At 67.6% G+C, this 20,174-nt stretch carries 19 protein-coding genes and 2 riboswitches; of the genes, 7 read left to right on the plus strand and 12 right to left on the minus strand.

Translation table 11 applies throughout. The features are described from left to right. Nucleotides 1-71 precede the first annotated feature (71 nt). The 8 genes from fdhD to ABIB26_RS05475 all read right to left on the minus strand — a co-directional run bounded on the left by fdhD (nt 72) and on the right by ABIB26_RS05475 (nt 7,695). Nucleotides 72-941 (minus strand): formate dehydrogenase accessory sulfurtransferase FdhD, encoded by an 870-nt coding sequence (gene fdhD / locus ABIB26_RS05440; protein WP_354240294.1) that lies wholly within the window; start codon nt 939-941, stop codon nt 72-74. A gap of 191 nt (nt 942-1,132) precedes the next feature. Further along, nucleotides 1,133-2,590, minus strand: a complete 1,458-nt coding sequence (locus ABIB26_RS05445) for a molybdopterin molybdotransferase MoeA (protein ID WP_354240296.1) — start codon at nt 2,588-2,590, stop codon at nt 1,133-1,135. Beyond that, nucleotides 2,587-2,874 carry a DUF6457 domain-containing protein gene (locus ABIB26_RS05450; protein ID WP_354240297.1) on the minus strand — a complete coding sequence of 96 codons (288 nt, stop codon included), beginning with the start codon at nt 2,872-2,874 and terminating at the stop codon, nt 2,587-2,589. Before ABIB26_RS05450 ends, ABIB26_RS05445 begins: the two co-directional genes overlap by 4 nt. After that, the gene (gene mobA / locus ABIB26_RS05455; RefSeq protein WP_354240298.1) at nt 2,858-3,583 is read right to left on the minus strand and encodes a molybdenum cofactor guanylyltransferase; all 726 of its coding nucleotides are present in this window, start codon (nt 3,581-3,583) and stop codon (nt 2,858-2,860) included. Before mobA ends, ABIB26_RS05450 begins: the two co-directional genes overlap by 17 nt. A 94-nt stretch (nt 3,584-3,677) precedes the next feature. Beyond that, nucleotides 3,678-4,178 (minus strand): HNH endonuclease, encoded by a 501-nt coding sequence (locus ABIB26_RS05460; RefSeq protein WP_354240300.1) that lies wholly within the window; start codon nt 4,176-4,178, stop codon nt 3,678-3,680. A gap of 270 nt (nt 4,179-4,448) precedes the next feature. After that, the gene (locus ABIB26_RS05465; protein WP_354240301.1) at nt 4,449-5,183 is read right to left on the minus strand and encodes an NlpC/P60 family protein; all 735 of its coding nucleotides are present in this window, start codon (nt 5,181-5,183) and stop codon (nt 4,449-4,451) included. 308 nt (nt 5,184-5,491) lie between these two features. Next, a riboswitch (cyclic di-AMP (ydaO/yuaA leader) is annotated at nt 5,492-5,650 on the minus strand. A 147-nt stretch (nt 5,651-5,797) separates the two neighbouring features. Further along, nucleotides 5,798-6,616 (minus strand): M23 family metallopeptidase, encoded by an 819-nt coding sequence (locus ABIB26_RS05470; RefSeq protein WP_354240303.1) that lies wholly within the window; start codon nt 6,614-6,616, stop codon nt 5,798-5,800. Between the two features lie 4 nt (nt 6,617-6,620). Next, a riboswitch (cyclic di-AMP (ydaO/yuaA leader) is annotated at nt 6,621-6,835 on the minus strand. A gap of 149 nt (nt 6,836-6,984) precedes the next feature. Beyond that, a complete protein-coding gene (locus ABIB26_RS05475; protein ID WP_354240305.1) occupies nt 6,985-7,695 on the minus strand; it encodes an iron-dependent transcriptional repressor DtxR in 711 nt (236 codons plus the stop codon). A 333-nt stretch (nt 7,696-8,028) separates the two neighbouring features. On the opposite strand from ABIB26_RS05475, the gene serC reads away from it, so the two are divergent. Beyond that, nucleotides 8,029-9,156 carry a phosphoserine transaminase gene (gene serC / locus ABIB26_RS05480; RefSeq protein WP_354240307.1) on the plus strand — a complete coding sequence of 376 codons (1,128 nt, stop codon included), beginning with the start codon at nt 8,029-8,031 and terminating at the stop codon, nt 9,154-9,156. A gap of 40 nt (nt 9,157-9,196) precedes the next feature. Here the strand turns inward: serC and ABIB26_RS05485 are convergent, their stop codons facing one another. Genes ABIB26_RS05485 through ABIB26_RS05495 form a run of 3 tightly spaced genes read right to left on the minus strand, consistent with a single transcriptional unit; the run spans nt 9,197 to nt 11,603 of the window. Continuing rightward, complete coding sequence (locus tag ABIB26_RS05485; protein ID WP_354240309.1) at nt 9,197-10,567, minus strand: MFS transporter; 1,371 nt, start codon at nt 10,565-10,567, stop codon at nt 9,197-9,199. 41 nt (nt 10,568-10,608) lie between these two features. After that, the gene (locus ABIB26_RS05490; protein ID WP_354240311.1) at nt 10,609-11,211 is read right to left on the minus strand and encodes a DUF3027 domain-containing protein; all 603 of its coding nucleotides are present in this window, start codon (nt 11,209-11,211) and stop codon (nt 10,609-10,611) included. Nucleotides 11,212-11,219: 8 nt separating this feature from the next. Beyond that, nucleotides 11,220-11,603 carry a cold-shock protein gene (locus tag ABIB26_RS05495; protein WP_354240313.1) on the minus strand — a complete coding sequence of 128 codons (384 nt, stop codon included), beginning with the start codon at nt 11,601-11,603 and terminating at the stop codon, nt 11,220-11,222. A 194-nt stretch (nt 11,604-11,797) separates the two neighbouring features. Between ABIB26_RS05495 and ABIB26_RS05500 the strand changes: the two genes are divergently transcribed. From ABIB26_RS05500 to ABIB26_RS05525, 6 genes are all read left to right on the plus strand, one after another. Beyond that, nucleotides 11,798-12,031: a hypothetical protein gene (locus ABIB26_RS05500; protein WP_354240315.1), complete on the plus strand. Its 234-nt coding sequence runs from the start codon at nt 11,798-11,800 to the stop codon at nt 12,029-12,031. A gap of 10 nt (nt 12,032-12,041) precedes the next feature. Further along, a complete protein-coding gene (locus tag ABIB26_RS05505; protein WP_354240317.1) occupies nt 12,042-14,537 on the plus strand; it encodes a helicase-associated domain-containing protein in 2,496 nt (831 codons plus the stop codon). Next, nucleotides 14,534-16,180 carry a DNA repair helicase XPB gene (locus ABIB26_RS05510; protein ID WP_354240319.1) on the plus strand — a complete coding sequence of 549 codons (1,647 nt, stop codon included), beginning with the start codon at nt 14,534-14,536 and terminating at the stop codon, nt 16,178-16,180. Before ABIB26_RS05505 ends, ABIB26_RS05510 begins: the two co-directional genes overlap by 4 nt. A gap of 68 nt (nt 16,181-16,248) precedes the next feature. Then, on the plus strand, nt 16,249-16,962 hold the full coding sequence (locus ABIB26_RS05515) for a response regulator transcription factor (protein WP_354240321.1): 714 nt from the start codon (nt 16,249-16,251) through the stop codon (nt 16,960-16,962). A gap of 2 nt (nt 16,963-16,964) precedes the next feature. Then, complete coding sequence (locus ABIB26_RS05520) at nt 16,965-18,554, plus strand: sensor histidine kinase (RefSeq protein ID WP_354240323.1); 1,590 nt, start codon at nt 16,965-16,967, stop codon at nt 18,552-18,554. Between the two features lie 302 nt (nt 18,555-18,856). Beyond that, on the plus strand, nt 18,857-19,144 hold the full coding sequence (locus ABIB26_RS05525) for a WXG100 family type VII secretion target (RefSeq protein ID WP_354240325.1): 288 nt from the start codon (nt 18,857-18,859) through the stop codon (nt 19,142-19,144). Nucleotides 19,145-19,173: 29 nt separating this feature from the next. On the opposite strand, the gene ABIB26_RS05530 is transcribed toward ABIB26_RS05525, so the two are convergent. Further along, the gene (locus ABIB26_RS05530; protein WP_354240327.1) at nt 19,174-20,157 is read right to left on the minus strand and encodes an RNase H family protein; all 984 of its coding nucleotides are present in this window, start codon (nt 20,155-20,157) and stop codon (nt 19,174-19,176) included. Nucleotides 20,158-20,174 lie beyond the last annotated feature (17 nt).

Genomic DNA, 20,174 nt, shown 5'->3' on the forward strand with positions numbered 1-20,174 from the left:
ATCGATAGATAATACTTACGTCGGGCGGCGGCAATCAGCCAAGGGCGCGCCGCTCAGGCCAAGGGCGCCGCTCAGGGCGCGGGCGCCGGGGTGGATACCCGTCCGTGGCCCGCGTACACATTGATGGTGGTGCCGCGGCTGAACCCGGCGAGGGTCATTCCGCTGGCTTCCGCGAGCTCGACAGCCAGGCTCGATGGTGCGCTGACGGCCGTGAGCACGGGGATGCCGGCCAGCGACGCCTTCTGGACCAGCTCGAACGAAGCCCGTCCGGAGACCTGCAGCACGGTACCGCTCAAGGGCAGCAGGCCCTCCCGGAGCGCCCAGCCGACAACCTTGTCCACCGCGTTGTGGCGTCCCACATCCTCCCGGAGGCACAGCAGCTCGGCGGAGCCGTCGTCGGCAATCCGGAACAGCCCCGCCGCATGCACGCCACCGGTGACATCGAAGACGGCTTGGGCCTCCCGCAGCAGATCGGGCAGGGACGCCAGGACGCCCACCGGAACGGTGAGCGGGTCCGCGGCGGGACTGAAATGCGAGGACTTGTGGACGGCCTCGATGGAATCCGTGCCGCAGATTCCGCAGGAACTTGAGGTGAAGAAGTTCCGTCCGGTCTCGGGACGCACGACGTCGGGCCTCAGCTGCGCCTCCACGACGTTGAAGGTCTGGACCCCGTTTTCGTCTTCGCCGGCGCAGAACCGCAGGGATACCAGCTGTTCAGGGCTCCAGATGACGCCCTCGGAGACGAGGAAGCCCGCCACCAGGTCGAAGTCGTTTCCGGGCGTCCGCATTGTGACGGAGTAGGAGAGCTCCCCCAGCCGGATCTCCAGCGGTTCCTCCACGGCGAGAATGTCCTCGCGGTGCCGGACCGGGAACTCGAGAGCCTGCGGCGAGCCGTCCAAGACAAATTTGTGCACCTTGCGGCGCTGCGTCACGCGACCCATCAAAAACTCCTTAGAAACATGCATCCATCATCGCAAGCACGGGGCCGGGGGGCCAGCGCGGGCCGCAAGCGTCCGCCCGAAGCAGAGGCCACACACCATAGGGGGCCACAAAACATTGGGGGCCGCAGGCGCGCAAACCCGCCTCCCGCAGGGCGGGACCCCGCCGGTCTCAGGGCGGGCCCTCGCCGGTCTCAGCCGCGCAGGGCGCTCCAGTCAACGGGACCGTCCGTGCCGGCGGGCTTCCGTGCGGGACGCTTAGGTGCGGTCGTGGCTTTCGCCCCGGCGGCTCCCGGTTCCGGGATGGGGGCGCCCCAGGGGAGGGCGAAGGCGGAGACCAGCTCTCCCAGCTGGACGCCGTGTGGCGGCACCACCAGCACACCATCGGCCGCAGCCAGCCCGCGCAGCATTCCTGGTCCCGCATGTTGTGCCGGCGACGCCATGCCGTAAAGCAACCGGAAAGGCATCAACCGCGTCCGGCCAGGATCGGGTTCGATCGTCGAGCCGCACGGCACTTCGACGACGGGTGGCATCGTTCCGTGCCCCAGTGCCGCCAGGAGCGGTGCGGCCAGGGTGGAAAGTGCCATCATGGCCGCGAGCGGGTTCCCCGGCAGGCCAATGATGAAGCGGCCGTCGGGCAGTTCGGCCAGCACGGCGGGATGGCCGGGCCGCATCGCGATGCCGTCGATCAGCAGCCGGCCGCCGAGCTCGGCTACGGAACGCCGGAGATGGTCGGTGCCTGAGCGGCCGGTGCCCCCGGTGGTGATGACGACGTCGGCGAGCTGGACCTCAAACCCGGCGTCCCCTGCGGGCCCGGAGTCCGGAACGGCGGGGTCGTTGTCTGCCAGGGCGGCCAGCCATTCGGCGTAGCTGTCCCCGATCTTCACCTGGCCGCTGCAGATCCCGCCAAGCAGCTCCACCACACCGGCCAGTTGCGGGCCGAAGGTGTCGCGGACCTCCCCCGGTTGAGGGATACCCGACGAGACGACCTCGGAGCCGGTGAGCACCAGCCTGACTACCGGCTTACCCAGCACAGGAACGGTGTCGTGGCCGGCCAGGGCGGCGAGGGCCAGATGGGCCGGGTTAAGCACGGTGCCGGCCTTGATCAGCAGCTCTCCGGCAGTGGCTTCCTCCGCTGCCTTGCGGACGTGTTCACCGTTTCGCGGCTCGCCGGGCCTGGCAGCGCCACTGGTGGTCAGGGCCGGCAGCCCGTCCTCGTCCGGGGAAATGAGGCCGCTCTCGCTGCGGAGCACCGCTTTGGCTCCAGCCGGGATCAGGCCGCCGGTAACGATCGGGCTCGCCTGGTGCGGGGCCAGCCGCTGGCCCGGTTCCGCCAGGATCCATGGCCCGCTGCCGTTGACAGCCCAGCCGTCCATGGCGGAAGAGGCATAGTGCGGAATGTCCTGCAGCGCTTCGACGTCGTCCGCGAGGATACGCCGCAAGGCATTCCTGAGAGCCACCCGCGCGGCAGGTATGGGTGTGGCGCAGTCAAAAGCGAGTTGCCTGGCCTCCTGCCAGGTGTGTGCCGCGTGCCGGTGCGGTTCCGGCGGGGCGCTACCGGCACCCTCTTCATCGTCCGCTGGGGCCTGGATTCCGCCGGGAGCGGAGTCGTTCCCGGCAGCAGCACTGCCATGAGGCGGCGCAGGCGTCATGCCCCGGAGGCTTCGGTGGCCGCGTAGTCAGTGGCGAGCTTCCGGGCCACGCCGATGGCCGCCTGCATGGAGACCGCGTCCGTCGCCTGGCCGGAACCGGAGGCCAGACCGGCGGCAAAGCCAGCGATGAAAGTAGTCAGCGGGGCGGCAGGACGCACCACCGAGTGTGCGGCCACCCCGGCGAGGGCAAGGACGTCGTTGACGTCAATCTCAACATCCTCCAGCTCGAGGGCCTGGAGCAGGGCACGGCACCAATCTTCCAGAGTTTCATCCTGGCTCTTCACCGTTTGCCTCCAAAGTCGGTTTCAGTCGCGGAGCTCCGGACCGCTCGTCCGGTCCATGGTCCGGAATCCGGCCGGATACCCCAAGTGCGGCGGCATCGTCCCAGGTGTCCACGTCATCCGTGGAACCGGAGGGCACGAGAATTCCCCGCACGTCAAGACTAGCAAGAAGGGAGAACACCGAGGCGTCCGCCAGCCCGCCCCGCTCCGCGGCTTCCGCGACGGAGTGTTGTAGCGCGGCCGTGCCATAAAAGCCGGCGAGCGGCTGCCGTCGTCCGTCCGCGGAGACTGCCATGACGGCGCCGACCTCCGGACCGGCATCCAGGGCCGCGCGCAACGCCGTGACAGCGGCATCCACCCGGGGCATGTCGCAGGCCAGCACGAGGGTCAGCCGAGGCGCACGGACGGTCCGGCCGTCCCCCGAATGGTGGGCCGCCAGGGCGGCGAGTCCGGCGGCGATCGCGGCGGCCGGCCCAGCAAAAGGCGGCTCCTCCCGGCAGTTCAGCACCCCCGCAGGAAGCGATCCCGGGTCCGGTCCGACGACGACGATCGCCCCGGCCCCCTTCGCGGCCTGCAGTGCGCGTTCGAGGAGGGTCCGGCCGCCGAGCACCAGGGCGGACTTGGGCGAGCCGCCCAACCGTGAGGACCGCCCTCCGGCGAGTATGACAGCATCGAATTCCACAGTGTCCAATTCCAGAGCATCGAATTCCATTGGCCAGCCTAGCGCGGTGCCACCAGGCCCCGGCCCGGCCCAGGCCGCAACTTGGTCCGGCAGAACACGTCCGGCCTGACTCCAGGCAAACGAATCAGGCCGCGGATTCCGGCAAGAGGAAAGGGTCCCAGGCCGGCGTCGGCTTTTCCAGTTCCTTAATCTGCCAGATGGTGCCCTTCGGTGGTCCCGGGACAAAGCTGAGCTTCCAGCCCATCTCGGCGGGGGTGTGGTCACCCTTGGCGTTGTTGCACCGCAGGCAGGCCGCCACGAGGTTTTCCCAGGAATCGGCACCGCCCCTTGACTTGGGCTGGACGTGATCAATGGTGTGGGCCGCTTTTCCGCAGTAAGCGCAGCGCTGTCCGTCCCGGCGAAGCACACCCCGGCGGCTGACCGCCGTCATGGTGTTGTACCGGGGCCGGATGTAGCGGTTGAGCAGGATCACCGACGGCCGGCCCAGGATGTCCTGGGGACCAACAACCGGATCGTCTCCTTCGGCCACCACACTGGCCTTTCCGGTAAGCACGAGAACGAGCGCCCGGCGGAAGGTGACTACCGCGAGCGGTTCATATCCAGCATTCAGAACGAGAGTGCGCATCCGCATACCTCTTCACGGCCGCACCCGCCAGGGGCACGAGGGCCGGCTGCCCTCTGCATGGTCGGGCTATGGATCGACACCACAAGAGTAAACACCCCAAGGCCGGATCACCGAATTTTTCTCCCGCAAGGGGGTCCGTGTCTGCCGGAGATGGCCGGGCGTACAGGAAGAGGACCCCCGCCACAGGGGCGGGGGTCCTCTTCTTGGTGGCGACTTTCAGGCTGTTTTCAGACAGCTGTTTTCAGACAGCTGTTTCCAGCCAGCGGCGATTTAGCCGCCGACGCGGATGAAGACCGGCCCGGAGCCGATATTGACGCTGTTCAGTGCGGTGGTTCCGCCGTTCCAGCCGCCGTGGACAGCCATGCCGTTGCCGACGTAGACAGCGATGTGGGCCATGCCCACGCCACCGTTCTGGTAGTACGCCAGGTCGCCCGGCTGTGCCTCGCCGGCGCCCACGGTGCGGCCCAGGGACAGGTAACCTGCCGGCCAGCCGTGGAAGTTGATGCCCGCCGCAGCCAGAGCGTTCGTGACCAGTGCGGTGCAGTCCTGTCCAACCCCGAGCTGGGCGTAGGCGGCGGCAGCGATGGAAGCTCCGGCGCCGCTGGCAACGGAGAGTCCCTGCGTCGAGGCCGAGGCGCCGGCGGCACCGGCCTTGGAGTCCTGGACGTTGACGACGGGCTTTGCGGCCTCGACGACCGGAGCAGGTGAGGTGGAAACGGCCGGCTTCTCGTAGGAGATCGCAATGGTGGAAGCCGCCGAGATCGTTGCCGGGGTGCCCGACTGGACTTCGAGTGCCGAAGCGGAGGTGGATTCGCGCTGAACGTTGGTCTCGGCAGCGTTGGCTGCGATTCCGCTGGTCAGGACCAGCCCGGAAGCGGCAGCGACGACTGCGGCCTGGCGGCCCATGGTACCGGCGTTGTCGCCGACGGCCTTGGCAATGACAGCAAGCGAGTTGGTCTTGGTGACCTCGGCGCGGTGCCGTGCAGTATTTGCACGAGTAGTCATTAAGTTCTCTCTTTCGTGATCCTTGGACCGCACTTTTCAGGCGCGGACAGAGGACGCTCCGGCATCTTGGGGGTACGCCGGATCGCCCCGAATGGGTTACTTAGCGAAGGGTGTACTGCGAAGACGCGCCAAAAGCGGGAACTGCTTGCAGGTGCTTGGCCTGCGGGCCGAACTCAGCAGAGATTGAGTCGGCGGAGTGAGATCCATTCCGGGCGCCGGCAAGGGCAGCACGGGACGTGGATTTCAGCGGGCTCGAATGAGCCGCGCAAGCGCGTTTAAGCGCAGCATTGTGGCGTGAAGACACGAAAGTAGCCTCTCCCAATGCCTGCGAGGTGAGCTGTCGGATTCGGATGGGAGTCACCCGGCCGCGCTGCTTCCTGGAAAGCTTTGCGACTTAACCCCAAGGTCTTCTTGCGAAGACCAAAATTGGTTCCCCCGCCCCTGCCAGACGATGTCATGCGAACGGACCTTGAGCGGTGGCAGAGCTAGGCAATCCACTCAAGAGCGCCAACTTCGGAGAAGTTGGCGTACTTCATACGGTACAGCAGTTGGGACCCAATGTCACATTCAGATCACGGCGTGTCACAAGAATGCGAGAGTCATCCATCGGCTATTTAGAGCCAGCCGGTGGGGTCCACGACGTCGCCGTTGACCATCACTTCGAAGTGCAGGTGGCACCCGGTGGAGGCGCCGGTGGTCCCGCTCATGGCCACAACATCGCCGCGGGAGACCGTCTGGCCAACACGGACGCTTGATGAGGACAGGTGGTTGTAGGTGGTCTCCAGGCCGTTGCCGTGGTCGATCACCACGCGGTTGCCACCGCCGAAGGGATGCCAGCCGGTGAACGTGACGGTGCCGCTGGCGGCCGCGTGGACCGCCGTTCCGCACTGCGCGGCGTAGTCCTGGCCGCGGTGGAACTCGCCGGCACCGCCGGTGATGGGACTGACGCGGTAGCCGAAGGGCGAGGCGGAAACCATCTGGTCCAGCGGTGCGCCCAGGCTGCCGGAAGAAGCGGCGCGCGTGATGCTGCCCGCCGACTGCGCGCTCAGCAGTTGCTTCAGCTTGCCGTCGGGATCGCCCTTCGTGGTCACGGCGGTCCGGCTGAAGTCGATCTTGGCCGCGGAGGCGGCCGTTACATCCGGCTGCGCCGTAGCGGAGACCGAGCCCGACGAGCCGTCGGTAGCCATGACCGGGCCGGTGGCGGGGACAGCGATCGTCAGGACCAGGCCCGTAGCCGCCAGGGCAATGCCGGCCTTCTGCCCCACCCCACTGGCGGCGGCAAATTCCGTTACCTGGCGGAACGGGCTCCGGCGGCCGCGGCGCTCGTCGCGGTGCGCGTCACGCGGCCGGTCTGCCATGACGGCGACGGCCGGTCGCGGCTCCGGAGCGGGGCCGGTCGCGCGGCGGCGGCCCCGCGAGGTTTGGGTGGTCAAGAACGGTTCCTCTCTGGATAGCCTGCGAAGTTAGCTGTCGGATTCGGGTCAGAGAGTTCAAAGACCCGGTCCGCCGTGAACAAGCATCCAGGCACAGGGGAATCCAAAAAAAGTCCCTCGGTGGAGTGTGCTTGCCGCTGGCGGACTTCACCCCAAGGCTGCTCGAAGACAGCCGGAAGTGGTTCCCCCGCCTCTGCCATAAGGTGACTCTGCGACTGATCCGCTGGCAGAGTTCGGCTCCGGATCAGGTAACGCTTTGGTATCGGTACTAGCCACTAACTATAGGCGATTAAGCCGCCCAGTAATAATCCCGTTATCTCTGCTGTGCACAACTCATGGGTCGTCCCACGAGTTGTGGTTCCGGACGGTTAGCCGAGGGTAACAAACACGTGGGCGGCCACCTCGGGAGGCAGCTCGAGGGCGCCTTCAATGTCCGGAACGCGGACCGAGATGTACTCCCCGACGCGTTCCAGGGACACAAGGGCGCCGGGACGGATGCCTCCCTCGTCGAGCTGGACGAGCAGTTCCGGTTCCACCTGGATGGGCTCGGCAAGCCGGTTCACCGTGATCCGGGAATCGGCCCCGTAGCCGGCCATCGCTTCCAGCAGATTCACGACTCCTCGATTCACGACTCCGTCGGAGGATGGCTGGGAGGGCACGCCGCCGAGCTCCGCGAGCCCGGGGATTGGATTTCCATAAGGAGAGACGGTGGGATGGTTGAGCATTTCGAAGATCCGCCGTTCCACCCGCTCGCTCATCACGTGCTCCCAGCGGCAGGCTTCCTCGTGGACGTAGGCCCAGTCGAGGCCGATCACGTCGGCCAGCAGCCGCTCGGCCAGGCGGTGCTTGCGCATGACGCCGATGGCACGTTTCCGGCCGGTTTCAGTCAGCTCAAGGTGCCGGTCACCCGAAACAACCACCAGGCCGTCGCGCTCCATGCGGCCGATGGTCTGCGAGACGGTGGGGCCGGAGTGGCGCAGCCGTTCGGCGATGCGGGCGCGGAGGGCGACGATGTTCTCTTCTTCAAGTTCCAGAATGGTCCGCAGATACATCTCGGTTGTATCGATCAGATCCGTCATTCAGCTCAGCTCCTCGAGCGCCGTCCTTGCGTCATTCCCACCGTACCGCGTGCCGGTTGCAGGCAGCGTGCCCTGGCGGGAACGGCCGTACGTTCGCAAAACAGCTTAGCCTATTTTGAATTACTCCGGATAATCCCCCGGGCGCTTCAGCACGAGCCCGGGGCGAGCGGCTTTGTCTCAATGACCGGACTATGACGGACTCTTTTCCCGCCCGCCCGCGGCAGTCAGGCAGAATGAAAAGGAGGCTTCGTTGCAGCCACCCTGCCGGGCCGCCGCCCAAGCCAAGCGTTGTACCAGCCGCCAAGCGTTGTACCAGCCGAAAATGGAGCCACTGTGAGCGATACCAGCATCACGATTCCCGCAAACCTCCTACCCAAGGACGGCCGGTTCGGTGCCGGCCCCTCCAAGGTCCGCCCGGAACAGATGGAAGCTCTCGCCGCCTCGGCAACCCTGCTGGGAACGTCCCACCGCCAGGCGCCGGTCAAAAACCTCGTGGGCTCGGTCCGGAACGGACTGAGCGAGTTCTTCCGCGCTCCCGATGGCTACGAGGTCATTCTGGGCGTCGGCGGCTCCACGGCGTTCTGGGATGTTGCGAGCTTCGGCCTGGTGGAGACCAAGGCCCAGCACCTCTCGTTCGGCGAGTTTGGCTCGAAGTTTGCCTCGGCTACCAACAAGGCGCCGTTCCTGGCCGAATCGTCCATCATCAAGTCCGAGCCTGGCACCCGTCCGGCCGCACGCGCTGAGGCCGGCGTCGATGTGTATGCGTGGCCCCAGAACGAGACCTCAACCGGCGTGGCCGCCCCGGTCCAGCGCGTGGCCGGCGCCGATGAGGGTTCGCTGGTGCTGGTTGACGCCACGTCCGCGGCCGGCGGCCTGGACGTGGATGTGGCCGAGGCGGACGTTTACTATTTCGCCCCGCAGAAGAACTTCGCGTCCGACGGCGGCCTGTGGCTCGGCCTGTTCTCCCCCGCCGCACTGGAGCGGGCGGCACGGATCAAGGCCAGCGACCGCTGGATCCCGGATTTCCTGGACCTGCAGACGGCAATCGACAACTCCCGGTTGAACCAGACCTACAACACCCCGGCACTGGCCACCCTGGTCACCCTGGACGCCCAGGTGCAGTGGCTCAACGCCAACGGCGGCCTGGACTTCGCCTCGGGCCGGACCGCGGACTCCGCCGGGCGGATCTACCGCTGGGCCGAAGCCTCGGGATACGCCACCCCCTTCGTGGCCAAGGCCGAGGACCGCTCCAACGTCATCGCCACGATCGACTTCGATGCATCAATTGATGCGGCCGCCATCGCCAAGGTCCTCCGTGCGAACGGCATCGTGGACACCGAGCCGTACCGCAAGCTGGGACGCAACCAGCTGCGCATCGCCACCTTCGTGGCGATCGAACCGGACGATGTTTCAGCATTGCTGGAGTGCATCGACTTCGTCGTAGGCGAGCTCAAGAAGTAGCACCGCTGCGCCCGCGTCGGCGCTTGCTTCAGCGCTTGCTTCAGCGCTCGACGTCGTCGCCGGCGTCGACGGCGTCGTCAGCGTCGTTTGGTTTTCGTCCCCGGGCGGCGCCGGAAGTGCCGGCGCCGCCGTTTGACCGGCCTCCCGCGGTACCGGATTCGAGGCGGAAATAGTGCAGTCCCCGCGCCCGGCGATCGAAACGGATCCGCAACTGACGGGCCCGGATGATCCACAGCAGGCCGATCAAGGCCGCGATGAGGCCGGAGGCTGCCGCGACGCCCATCGACCAGCGGGGCCCGGCTACATTCGCTACCCAGCCCACGAGCGGAGCGCCGATCGGGGTTCCACCCATGAAGATCGCCATGTAGAGGGCCATCACGCGGCCGCGCATCACGGGGTCGGTGGTCGTCTGGACGTAGCCGTTTGCGCTCGTCATCATGGTGATCGCGAAGAGGCCCACCGGCACCAGCGCCACGCCGAACCAGAAATAATCGGGGGCGAGGGCGGCGATGCCTGAGGTGACACCGAATGCGCCGGCGGCCCCGAAAATGAACCGCAGCCTGGGCTTTCCCCGGCCGGCGGAGAGCAGGGCGCCGGCGACGGAGCCGATCGCCATGATGGAATTCATCAGTCCGAAGGCGCTGGCGTCCAGGCCGAACTCGGTGCCGACCATGGCGGCGATGAACAGGACGAAGTTCAGTCCCAGCGTTCCCACGATGAAAACGGCCACCAGCACCACCACGATGTCTGGCCGGAACCGCACGTAACGCAGGCCCTCGCGGATGCGGCCCTTGCCGGCCGCCGCCTTCGGCAGCTGGCGGAGCGAGGCCGCGGGAATCCTCCACAGGCTCAGCAGCATCGCCAGGAACGTGACGGTGTTGATCAGGAAGACCCAGCCCGGGCCGACCGCAACCGTGAGGACACCGGCCACGGCGGGTCCGATCATCCTGGCCACGTTGAAGGAGGCGCTGTTGAGCGCCACGGCATTGGGCAGGTAGTCGTCCCGGACCAGCTCGGAAACGAAGGTCTGCCGCACCGGGGCATCAAGGGCGGACACCACGCCGAGCAGCAGGGCGAAGCCGTACACGTGCCAGAGCTGTGCGGCCCCGGAGATCACCAGGATGCCAAGAGCCGCACTCAGCAGTGCCATTGCGGACTGCGTCATGACGAGGAGCTGTTTGCGGTTAAAGCGGTCGGCCACCAGCCCTGCCACGGGCGCGAGGAAAAGCTGGGGGCCCAGTTGCAGGGCCATCGTGATGCCCATGGCTCCGGCGTCGTGCTCGGTGAGGTGGGCGAAGACCAGCCAGTCCTGGGCCGTGCGCTGCATCCAGGTCCCGATGTTGGAGATGAGCGCCCCGATGAACCAGATCCGGTAGTTCAGGATGTGCAGGGACTTGAAGGTGGACGTCATGCCCGGCCCTCACCCCGCATCATCCCGAAGCGTTTCAAGCCCTAGTCAGCCTCTCCGGCCGGCTGTCCGTCGTCGGCGTCCGCGTCCGAGTCTTCGTCGGCGTCGTCGTCGGCGTCGGCGCCGTCGGCATTGCCGTCCGCGTCGTCGGAGTCATCTTCGGGGGCGTCGGCAGCCTGCTCCGGGACCGGCGCCCCTGGGGCCTGCTCAGCGGTCTCCTCGTCCTGGGCGTCCTCGGGCCGGACGCGTTCCGCCCACGGCACCCACTCGGGCGCCAGGATCGAGTCTTCGGAGGGCAACAGGCCGAGCTCGTCGACCGTGACCACCTTGGACCGTGAGTTGCGGGTCAGCACGGCGTACCACTGCCAGCCGCCGTAGCCGGTCAGATTGGACTCGAAGAGGTGCGTGACGAGCCGGTCGCCCTCGGTGCGGGCGCCCAGGTGCCGGCCGATCTGCTCGGCCGGGGCGATGCTCTCCACCGCGGCGCGCGCGGCGTCGACGGCGTCGGCCAGGACGGCGTCGGGTTTGCCGGTGCGCCAGACCGGGACGCCGGCGCGCGGCTTGGATCCGGCTGCTTTGGATCCGGCTGTATTTGTTCCGGCTGCGCCGGCTGTCTTAGGCGCGTTCTGCTCAGTTTCCGGTGACATCAGGTGCCTTACGCGTCCAGCTCGTCGGCGACCTTACGGAGGGCGACGGCGATCGCCTTGGCCTTGTTGCCTTCCGGGTACTTGCCCGCGGAGAGCGTGCCGGAGAGGTTGTCCAGCACGGTGACCAGGTCCTGCACCAGAGGGGCAAGGTCCCTGGCGCTGGGTCGCTTGGCCTTGGCGATGGAGGGCGTCTTGTCCAGCACGCGCAGGTCCAGTGCCTGGGCGCCCTTTCGTCCGTCGGCCACGCCAAACTCCACCCGGGTCCCGGCCTTGAGTTCCATGACACCCTCGGGCAGCGCCGACTTGGGCAGGAAGACCTCCTGGCCGTCCTCTGCTGCGAGGAATCCGAAGCCCTTGTCCTTGTCATACCACTTGACCTTGCCGGTAGGCACGTAATCAACCTTCTTCGTTCTGCTGGGGACACAGCCGACGGCCACCGCATCCGCATGGATATGCGGGTTCAAAGTATGACTGGGTTCAAAGTATGGCCGTCCGGACCGTGTTGGTCTGTTCCCCAAGGTTATCCTGCCTTCCCAACTTTGACGGCGTGAGACGCGGAGGAAGCCGGACTGTTAGCGTTGCCCCCATGACACCATTGCGCTTCCGCCTGCCCCTCCTGATCATTGCGGCAGCAGTCGCCGTGCTGTCCCTGCTTGCAGTGGGCATGGTGATGGCCATGGCGTTCAGCAATCTGGTGGCCCCGGCCTGGACCACCTCCGTGGCTCTCTACGGACTGCCCGTTGCTTTCCTGCTAATGCTGTTGCTCGTGCTAGACGGTGTCGCGGCCCGGCGCCGGACGCGCGAGCCGGTGGAAAGGTAACGTTGGACTGATGTCCCTTATTCGCGCGCTCAGCAAGGAACTGGAGGCACGCAGCGACGATTCGTTGCGGGCCTTGTTCTCCGCGCGGCCGGACCTCATCTCCCCCGGTGTTCCGGACTTCGCCGCCCTCGCCGCCCGGGCGAGCGGCCGGGTGAGCGTGCAGCGCGCCCTGGAGCGGCTTAACCGCCCGGAGATGCAGGTGCTGGAAACGCTGCACCTGTGCACCAACACCGACACCGGCCACAGCGCCTCGTCTGCGATGCTGAAGAAGCTGATCAACGGCTCCTCCCTGACATCGATCGACCGGGTGCTGCATTCGCTGCAGGAGCTGGCGCTCGTGCACCGGGCCGAGCCCCCGCACGGCGTCGCGCCGGCCGCCGCCGCGCGGCAGCGTTACTACCTTCCGGTCGGCTGCCTCAAAGACGTCATCGGCATCTACCCGGCCGGGCTGGGGCGCAGCTACACCGAGCTCGTGCGGCTCCAGCCCGCGTTTGCCCAACGCGTGGTCCAGCTCGTCGGGGAGCTGCACCGCAGCGGCGCCGCCATCTCCCCCGCCACCACGCCGATGGAGGCGGCCCTGTCGCTGCAGCACTGGACAGCCTCGCCCGAAGCACTCCAGCAGATCCTCGCCACCGCCCCGGAACGCACGACGGCGCTGCTCGCCCGGTTCGGGAACTGGGCCATGGGTGCCGTGCCCCAGGCGCAGCGCCGCGCTTCCGTGGTCACCGAAGGCTCCGACGTCGGACCCGTGGACTGGCTGCTGGGCCGGGGTCTGCTGGTGCCGCTGGACGCCGCCCACGTGGAACTTCCGCACAGCGTCGGCGTCTCGCTGCGCGGCGGCTTCGTCATTGAGAACTTCGCGCTGGCTCCCCCGGTACCCCGGCTGGGTTCAACGAGCGCTGCGCTGCGCCGCAACGCCGCCCTGGGAGCAATCGCCGAAACCCTTCGCCTCGTCGGCGAGCTGATCTACGTCGCCCGTGAACAACCGCTGGTCACTCTGCGCAGCGGCGGCGTGGGGGTGCGGGAGTTGAAGCGCCTGGCCGATTCACTGCGGATCGAGCTGCACGAGGCCGGCGTGCTCGCCGAGCTGTGCGCCCTCGCCGGCCTGCTGCGCCTCGACGTCGACAGCTCCGCCTGGGTCCAGCCGCCCCAGCTTGAGTGGCTGACGCTGCCGCGCCAGGAGCAATGGCTCTGGCTGGTCAACGCCTGGCTCGCCAGCGAGCGTGCTCCCTCGCTCGTCGGTCAGCCCGTCAACGGCGGCGCGCCGGGACCGGCCACACACCGTGGCCCGGCAGGCACCACCATTAATGCGCTCTCAGCCGAGGCCCAGCGGCCGGATGCCCCGGTAGTCCGGAAACGGATCCTGGAAATCCTGAATGAACTCACCCAGGAAGCCTCGGCGCCGGACGGGCAGGCGCCGGTGCTCGACGCCGCGGCCGTCCTGGAACGCGCCGACTGGGCACAGCCCCGGATGGCCCGGCGCTTCAGCTCGCTGATCCGCGGTGTCCTGGCCGAGGCCGAAATGCTCGGCCTCATCGGCTCCGGCGCCCTGAGCCAGATCGGGGCGGCAATCGCAGCCGAGCGGCCCGACGATGCCCTCGGCATCCTGGGCGAGCACCTGCCCGCCGCACTGAACCATGTGTTGCTGCAGGCCGACCTGACCGCCGTGGCGCCCGGCTACCTCGCCCCGGAACTGAGCGAGAAACTCCTGACCATGGCCGACGCCGAGGGCCAGGGGCCGGCCACGATCTACCGCTTCTCCGTCTCCTCAGTCCGCCGGGCGCTCGACGCCGGCCAGGACGCCCGGGCCCTGCTGGACTTCCTGCGCCAGCATTCGGCCACGGACATCCCGCAGCCGCTCAGCTACCTGATCGAGGACACCGCCGCCCGCCACGCCAGCCTCCGCGTCGGCGCCGCCGCCAGCTTCATCCAGAGCGACGATGAAACGGCGCTGCTGGAGCTGCTCAATACCCCCGCTGCGGCCGGCCTGGGCCTGGCACAGATCGCACCTACCGTGCTGATCTCCCAGGCCGCGCCCCGGGAAACCGCGCAGCTGCTCCGGAGCCTGGGGCTGTCCCCGGCCCTGGAGGAGCCCGAGTCCGCCGTCCTCAGGTTGCGCCGCAGCACCGCCGTGCCCGGCTCCGCGCGCCCGGTGTACACCGCGCCGCGCACCGCCCCGCCGGCAGCCGACGTCGACGCGCAACTCTCCGTGCTGCGCAGCGGGCGCCCCGCAGCCGGCGGGTCCGGCGGCCATCCCGCGGCGCCTCCCGGCAGCGAGGAGGCCACGCAGCTGGGACTGGAAACCCTGCTGAAGGCGATCAGGCTCAAACAGCGGGTGGTGATGAACGTGGTGGACAGCCTGGGGAATGCCAACCGCGAAACGGTTGTTCCGGTAGCTGTGAACGGCGGACGCGTGCGGGTCTTTGACCCGGAGAAGGAAACCGAACGCGTCCTGTCCATCCACCGGATTATTGACGTAGAAGCCGCTGAGGAATTGCTCCAGTGAATGACGGACCACTGATCGTCCAGAGTGACAAAACCATCCTGCTTGAGGTCGACCACGAACTGGCCACCGAAGCACGCCACGCCATCGCCCCCTTCGCGGAACTGGAGCGCGCCCCGGAACACATGCACAGCTACCGGCTGACACCGCTGGGCCTCTGGAACGCCCGGGCCGCCGGGCTCGACGCCGAAAAGGTCCTGGACACGCTGTTGAAGTACTCCCGGTTCCCGGTGCCGCATTCCCTGCTGATCGACGTCGAAGAGACCATGTCCCGCTACGGCCGGCTGCGGCTCGAGAAGGATCCGCAACACGGCCTCGTGATGCGCACCTCCGATTACCCGGTGCTCGAGGAGGTCAGCCGCGCCAAGAAGATCGCTCCCCTGCTGGGCCCGCGGATCGACGGCGAGACCGTGGTGGTGCATTCCTCCCAGCGCGGCCAGCTCAAGCAGCTGCTGCTCAAGATCGGCTGGCCTGCGGAGGACCTGGCAGGCTACGTCGACGGCACGCCCCATCCGATCATGCTGGACGAGTCCGGCTGGAAGCTGCGCCCGTACCAGCAGTTGGCGATGGAGAACTTCTGGGCCGGCGGCAGCGGCGTCGTCGTGCTTCCCTGCGGAGCCGGCAAAACGCTGGTAGGGGCGGCCGCGATGGCCACGAGTTCCACCACGACGCTGATCCTGGTGACGAACACGGTGTCGGCCCGGCAATGGAAGGACGAGCTGCTCAAGCGGACGTCCCTCACCGAGGAGGAGATCGGCGAATATTCGGGCTCCGTCAAGGAGGTCCGTCCCGTCACGATCGCGACCTACCAGGTGCTCACCACCAAGCGCGGCGGCCTGTACCCCCACTTGGAGCTTCTGGACGGCAATGACTGGGGGCTCATCATCTACGACGAGGTCCATCTGCTGCCCGCCCCGATCTTCCGGATGACCGCGGACCTGCAGGCCCGGCGCCGGCTCGGGCTCACCGCCACCCTGGTCCGCGAGGACGGGCGCGAGGGCGAGGTCTTCAGCCTGATCGGCCCCAAGCGTTATGACGCGCCGTGGAAGGACATCGAGGCCCAGGGCTACATCGCTCCGGCGGACTGCGTGGAGGTCCGGATCGATCTCCCGCGCGATGAACGCGTGGCCTATGCGATGGCCGAAGACGCGGACAAGTACCGCCTGTGCGCCACCTCCGAGTCCAAGACGCTCGTGGTGGAACAGCTCGTGGCCGAGCACGCCGGCGAGCAGCTGCTGGTGATCGGGCAGTACATCGACCAGCTGGACGAGATCGGCAAACGCCTCCAGGCCCCGGTGATCAAGGGCGACACCTCCGTGAAGGATCGCCAGAAGCTCTTCGACGCCTTCCGCGCCGGCGAAGTCCAGACCCTCGTGGTGTCCAAGGTCGCCAACTTCTCGATCGACCTGCCCGAGGCCTCCGTCGCGATCCAGGTTTCCGGTTCCTTCGGCTCCCGCCAGGAGGAGGCCCAGCGCCTGGGCCGGCTGCTGCGGCCCAAGAAGGACGGCCGCGCGGCCCGGTTCTATTCACTCGTGGCCCGGGACACCCTGGACCAGGACTTCGCAGCCAAGCGCCAGCGCTTCCTGGCCGAGCAGGGCTACGCCTACCGGATCATGGATGCCAAGGACGTGGGCACCGCGAGCTAGGTGCACGCCCAAACAACATACATCTGCCATTCAGAAAACTCCCAGACTCTGGGAGGAACATGGGAGTTATGAAAAAGAACGGTCCAGAAGCCAAGCTCCTCGTCGTCGATGATGAACCGAACATCCGCGAGCTGCTCTCCACGTCGCTCCGCTTCGCCGGCTTTGAGGTGGTCTCCGCGGGCAACGGGCGCGAGGCGCTGGCCGCGGCGGAGCTCCACTCCCCCGACCTCGCCGTGCTGGATGTCATGCTGCCGGACATGGACGGCTTCACCGTCACGCGCCGGCTGCGCGCCGCGGGCAAGCACTTTCCGGTGCTCTTCCTGACCGCGAAGGATGACACCGAGGACAAGGTCATGGGACTGACGGTGGGCGGCGACGACTACGTCACCAAGCCGTTCAGTCTCGACGAAGTGGTGGCGCGCATCCGTGCCGTGCTGCGCCGGACCCAGCCGCTGCAGAACGACGACGACGCCGTCATCCGCGTGGATGACCTGACGCTCGACGACGACGCCCACGAGGTACGCCGCGGCGGCACCGTGATCGAGCTCTCCCCCACCGAATTCAAACTCCTGCGCTACCTCATGCTCAACCCCAACCGTGTCCTGTCCAAGGCCCAGATCCTGGACCACGTCTGGGAATACGATTTCAACGGTGACGCCTCGATCGTGGAATCCTATATTTCCTACCTGCGCCGCAAGGTGGACATCGATCCGGACGCCCCGGCCCTGATCCAGACCAAGCGCGGCGTCGGCTACGTGCTGCGGACGGCAGAGAAGCGCTGACCTTGCTGCACCGTTGGAAATCGGCCTCGCTGAGGTCGCAGCTCGTCGCCATCATGACTGCCCTGATGCTGGTGGCGCTCACCGCCACCGGCGCCGGCACCCTGACGCTGCTGCACAGCTATCTGCAGGGCCAGGTGGACGACAAGCTCAAGGCCGCCGTCGACTCAGTGCGCCAGGAAAAGTCGTTCAGCCAGCTGCAGGAGCAGAACCCGAACATTCCCACCGACTATTCCCTGATGCTCTTCAGCCCCGGGCTGGCGCCCTTTCCGTTCGGTGGCGACAAGGGATCACACCCGGACATCAAGAATATTTCCGCCGCCGAGGCCAGGGTGCGCCAGCAGGCGCCCTACCAGGTCAGCGGAACGGACGGGCACAACTGGCGGGTGGTGGCCCTCAGCGTGGTCGACAGCAACGACCGCACCTCCGTGGTGGTGATCGGGCTCCCGCTGGCGCCGGTGGATTCGGTGATGGAACACGCCGTCCTGGTGGTGGTCGGCGTCGGGCTGCTGACCCTGGTGCTGGCCTTCTTCATCGCCACCTGGAGTATCTCCCGGTCCTTCCGGCCGTTGGCGCGGGTGGAAAAGACCGCGGCGGCCATCGCCGCCGGCGACCTCTCGCGGCGGGTGGAAATCGAAAACCCCAACACCGAGGTGGGCAGGCTCGGCGGCTCTCTCAACGCCATGCTGGCGCATATCGAAACCGCCTTCGCCGCCCGCATGGCGTCCGAGTCCCGGATGCGTCGTTTCGCCGCCGACGCCTCCCACGAGCTGCGGACCCCGCTCGTCACTATCCGCGGGTTCTCGGAGCTGTACCGGCACGGCGCACTGTCCACCCCGGAGGACGTAGCCACCGCCATGGGGCGGATCGAAAGTGAAGCAAAGCGGATGGGCACCATGGTGGAGGACCTGCTGCTGCTGGCCCGCATCGATGAGCAGCGGCCGCTGCAGCAGAAGCCCGCTGACCTGTTGCTGCTCGCCCACGACGCCATGGTGGACACCCAGGCCAGCGACCGCAGCCGCAGCATCTCGCTCACGGGGCTCGACGGCGGTCCCCCCCGCCCCGCGCCGGTGCTGGGCGACGAGGCGAAACTGCGGCAGGTGGTCGGCAACCTCGTCGGCAACGCCCTGCGCTACACGCCGGAGGGCACCCCCATTGAACTCGCCGTCGGCGTCCGGACGTCCGGGGACGGAACGCGGCAGTCCGTCTTCGAGGTCCGGGACCACGGCCCCGGAGTGCCCGACGAGGAAGCTTCCCGGGTCTTCGAGCGGTTCTACCGCGCGGACACCTCCCGGACCAGGGAAACCGGCGGCAGCGGGCTCGGGCTCGCGATCGTGGCGGCCATCGTCGGCTCGCACTCCGGCACGGTCCGGGTCGAGAAGACCGACGGCGGGGGCGCCACCCTCGTGGTCAGCCTTCCGTTCGTGGACGAAGCCGCGGCCGACGACGCCGTGTCGGATGAGGCGGGGTCGGACGAGGCCGGGTCGGATGAGGCCAGGTCGGATGAGGCCAGGGCAGGCGACGCACCGTCAGGGGAAACTGTGTCAGCCGACGCACCGGCGAGCGCCGGCCCCGGAGCCCCAGCCGACACCTGATTCCTGATCGGGGCCCCTTGGTTCCTCGCTTCGGCCGGGCTCATTGTCCGGGGCTCTTCGGCCGGGCTCATTGTCCGGGGCTCTTCGGCCGGCCTCATTTTCTGGGCTCATTGTCTGGGGCTCTCTGTCTGGGCTCTCCGCACGCCGGTTGTCCACATAGCCGAATTGGCCGCGGGCCGCGCTGGTCTCGCCGGCCTAGGCTCGTTGTGTCCGGAAAGTCCGGACGGGGCAGCCCCCTTCCGGCGTCGCCTTCGTGACGCTGGAGCGGGGCTGCTTCCAGGCACCGTCGAGAGGCTACCCCCATGAGCATCATCTCCGTCGACACGGAACTACTCCAGCTCAAGTCAGCGAATGTGAAGGCCACAGTCGAGCGGATCAGCGCGGACGTCCAAGCCATGAAGCGCGGCCTGGACGAGCTGCAGGCCAGCTGGCGAGGCTCCGCGGCCAGCAACTTCCAAGCCCTCGTCGCCGAGTGGGCCCTGACCCAAGGCAGGGTTGAGTCGTCCCTGGCGTCCATCAATCTGGCGCTCAATTCGGCGGCGGCCAGCTATGACCAGACCGAGCTGAACAACACCCAGCGCTTCAGCTGAGCGGCGCCGCACCGGCCCCGCTCCCGGTCCTAAGCCTCGGGAGTGCCCTGGTGGAAGCGGAGCCGCCATTGCGCCCCGTCATGGACCCAAAGGGAGCTGCGCAGGACCGTTCCCGAGCGGGCGAAGCTGCGGTAGGTCAGCAGGATGGCGCTCTCGCCCAGACGGTCTGCGCCCAGAATCTCGAGTTCGGTGGGTCCTTTCGGGTTCTCTTCCAGGGCCATCATCATGGCGTCCCGTGTCCAGATACGGCCCGAGCTCCCTATTTCGGTGAAGTCAGGGTGCAGCAGCACGCCGGTGCGTCCGATGTCGGCCCGGGTTTCCGGAAGGAGGAACTCGCGCTCAAGCGCTTCGACGACGGCTTCCGGGCTGGAGTCCGTGCAGGGCGCCGGCGTGGACTCCTCTTCGAGCTCGCTGAATAGATCGGGTTCGTCGAAGGAACCGGTCTGGCCGAACAGCCCCTGCTGGCCGTCCGGCGCCGACGCCGGCCGCAGGGCGGCGGGCGCGGCGGCTGGTGCGGCCTGCGGCGCGGGCGCGGCGCTCTCCGCCGTCGGGCCGAACCCTGGGCCCTGGCGGGCAGCCACGCCCTGTTGGAAAGCCGTGGCCGCCGCCCTTGCGCGGTCGTCCGCTGCCTCATTGAGGTCGTGCCCGGCGTGTCCGCGCACCCATTCAAACTTGTACTTGCGGCCAACCAGCGCCTGATCGATCTCTTTGAGCAGGTCCACGTTCATGACGGGCTTGCCGTCAGACTTGCGCCAGCCCTTGCGCTTCCAGCCCGGCATCCACTTGGTCACGGAGTTGATGACGTACTGGCTGTCGCAGAGGATGTGCAGATCCTCGCCGGGCAGGTGTGCCGTGGCCCGGAACAGGTCCAGGACGGCCATCAGCTCGCCCATGTTGTTGGTGCCGTGCGGCCATCCGCCGGCCCGCCAGCAGTCGTCGTTCACATACCAGGCCCATCCGGCCGGACCGGGATTTCCTAAAGCCGAACCGTCGGCTGCTGCTGTAATCGTCACTGGTCCATCCTGCCAGA

Origin of the sequence: Arthrobacter sp. UYEF20 (genome assembly GCF_040546335.1) — a bacterium.
Lineage (GTDB): Bacteria > Actinomycetota > Actinomycetes > Actinomycetales > Micrococcaceae > Arthrobacter.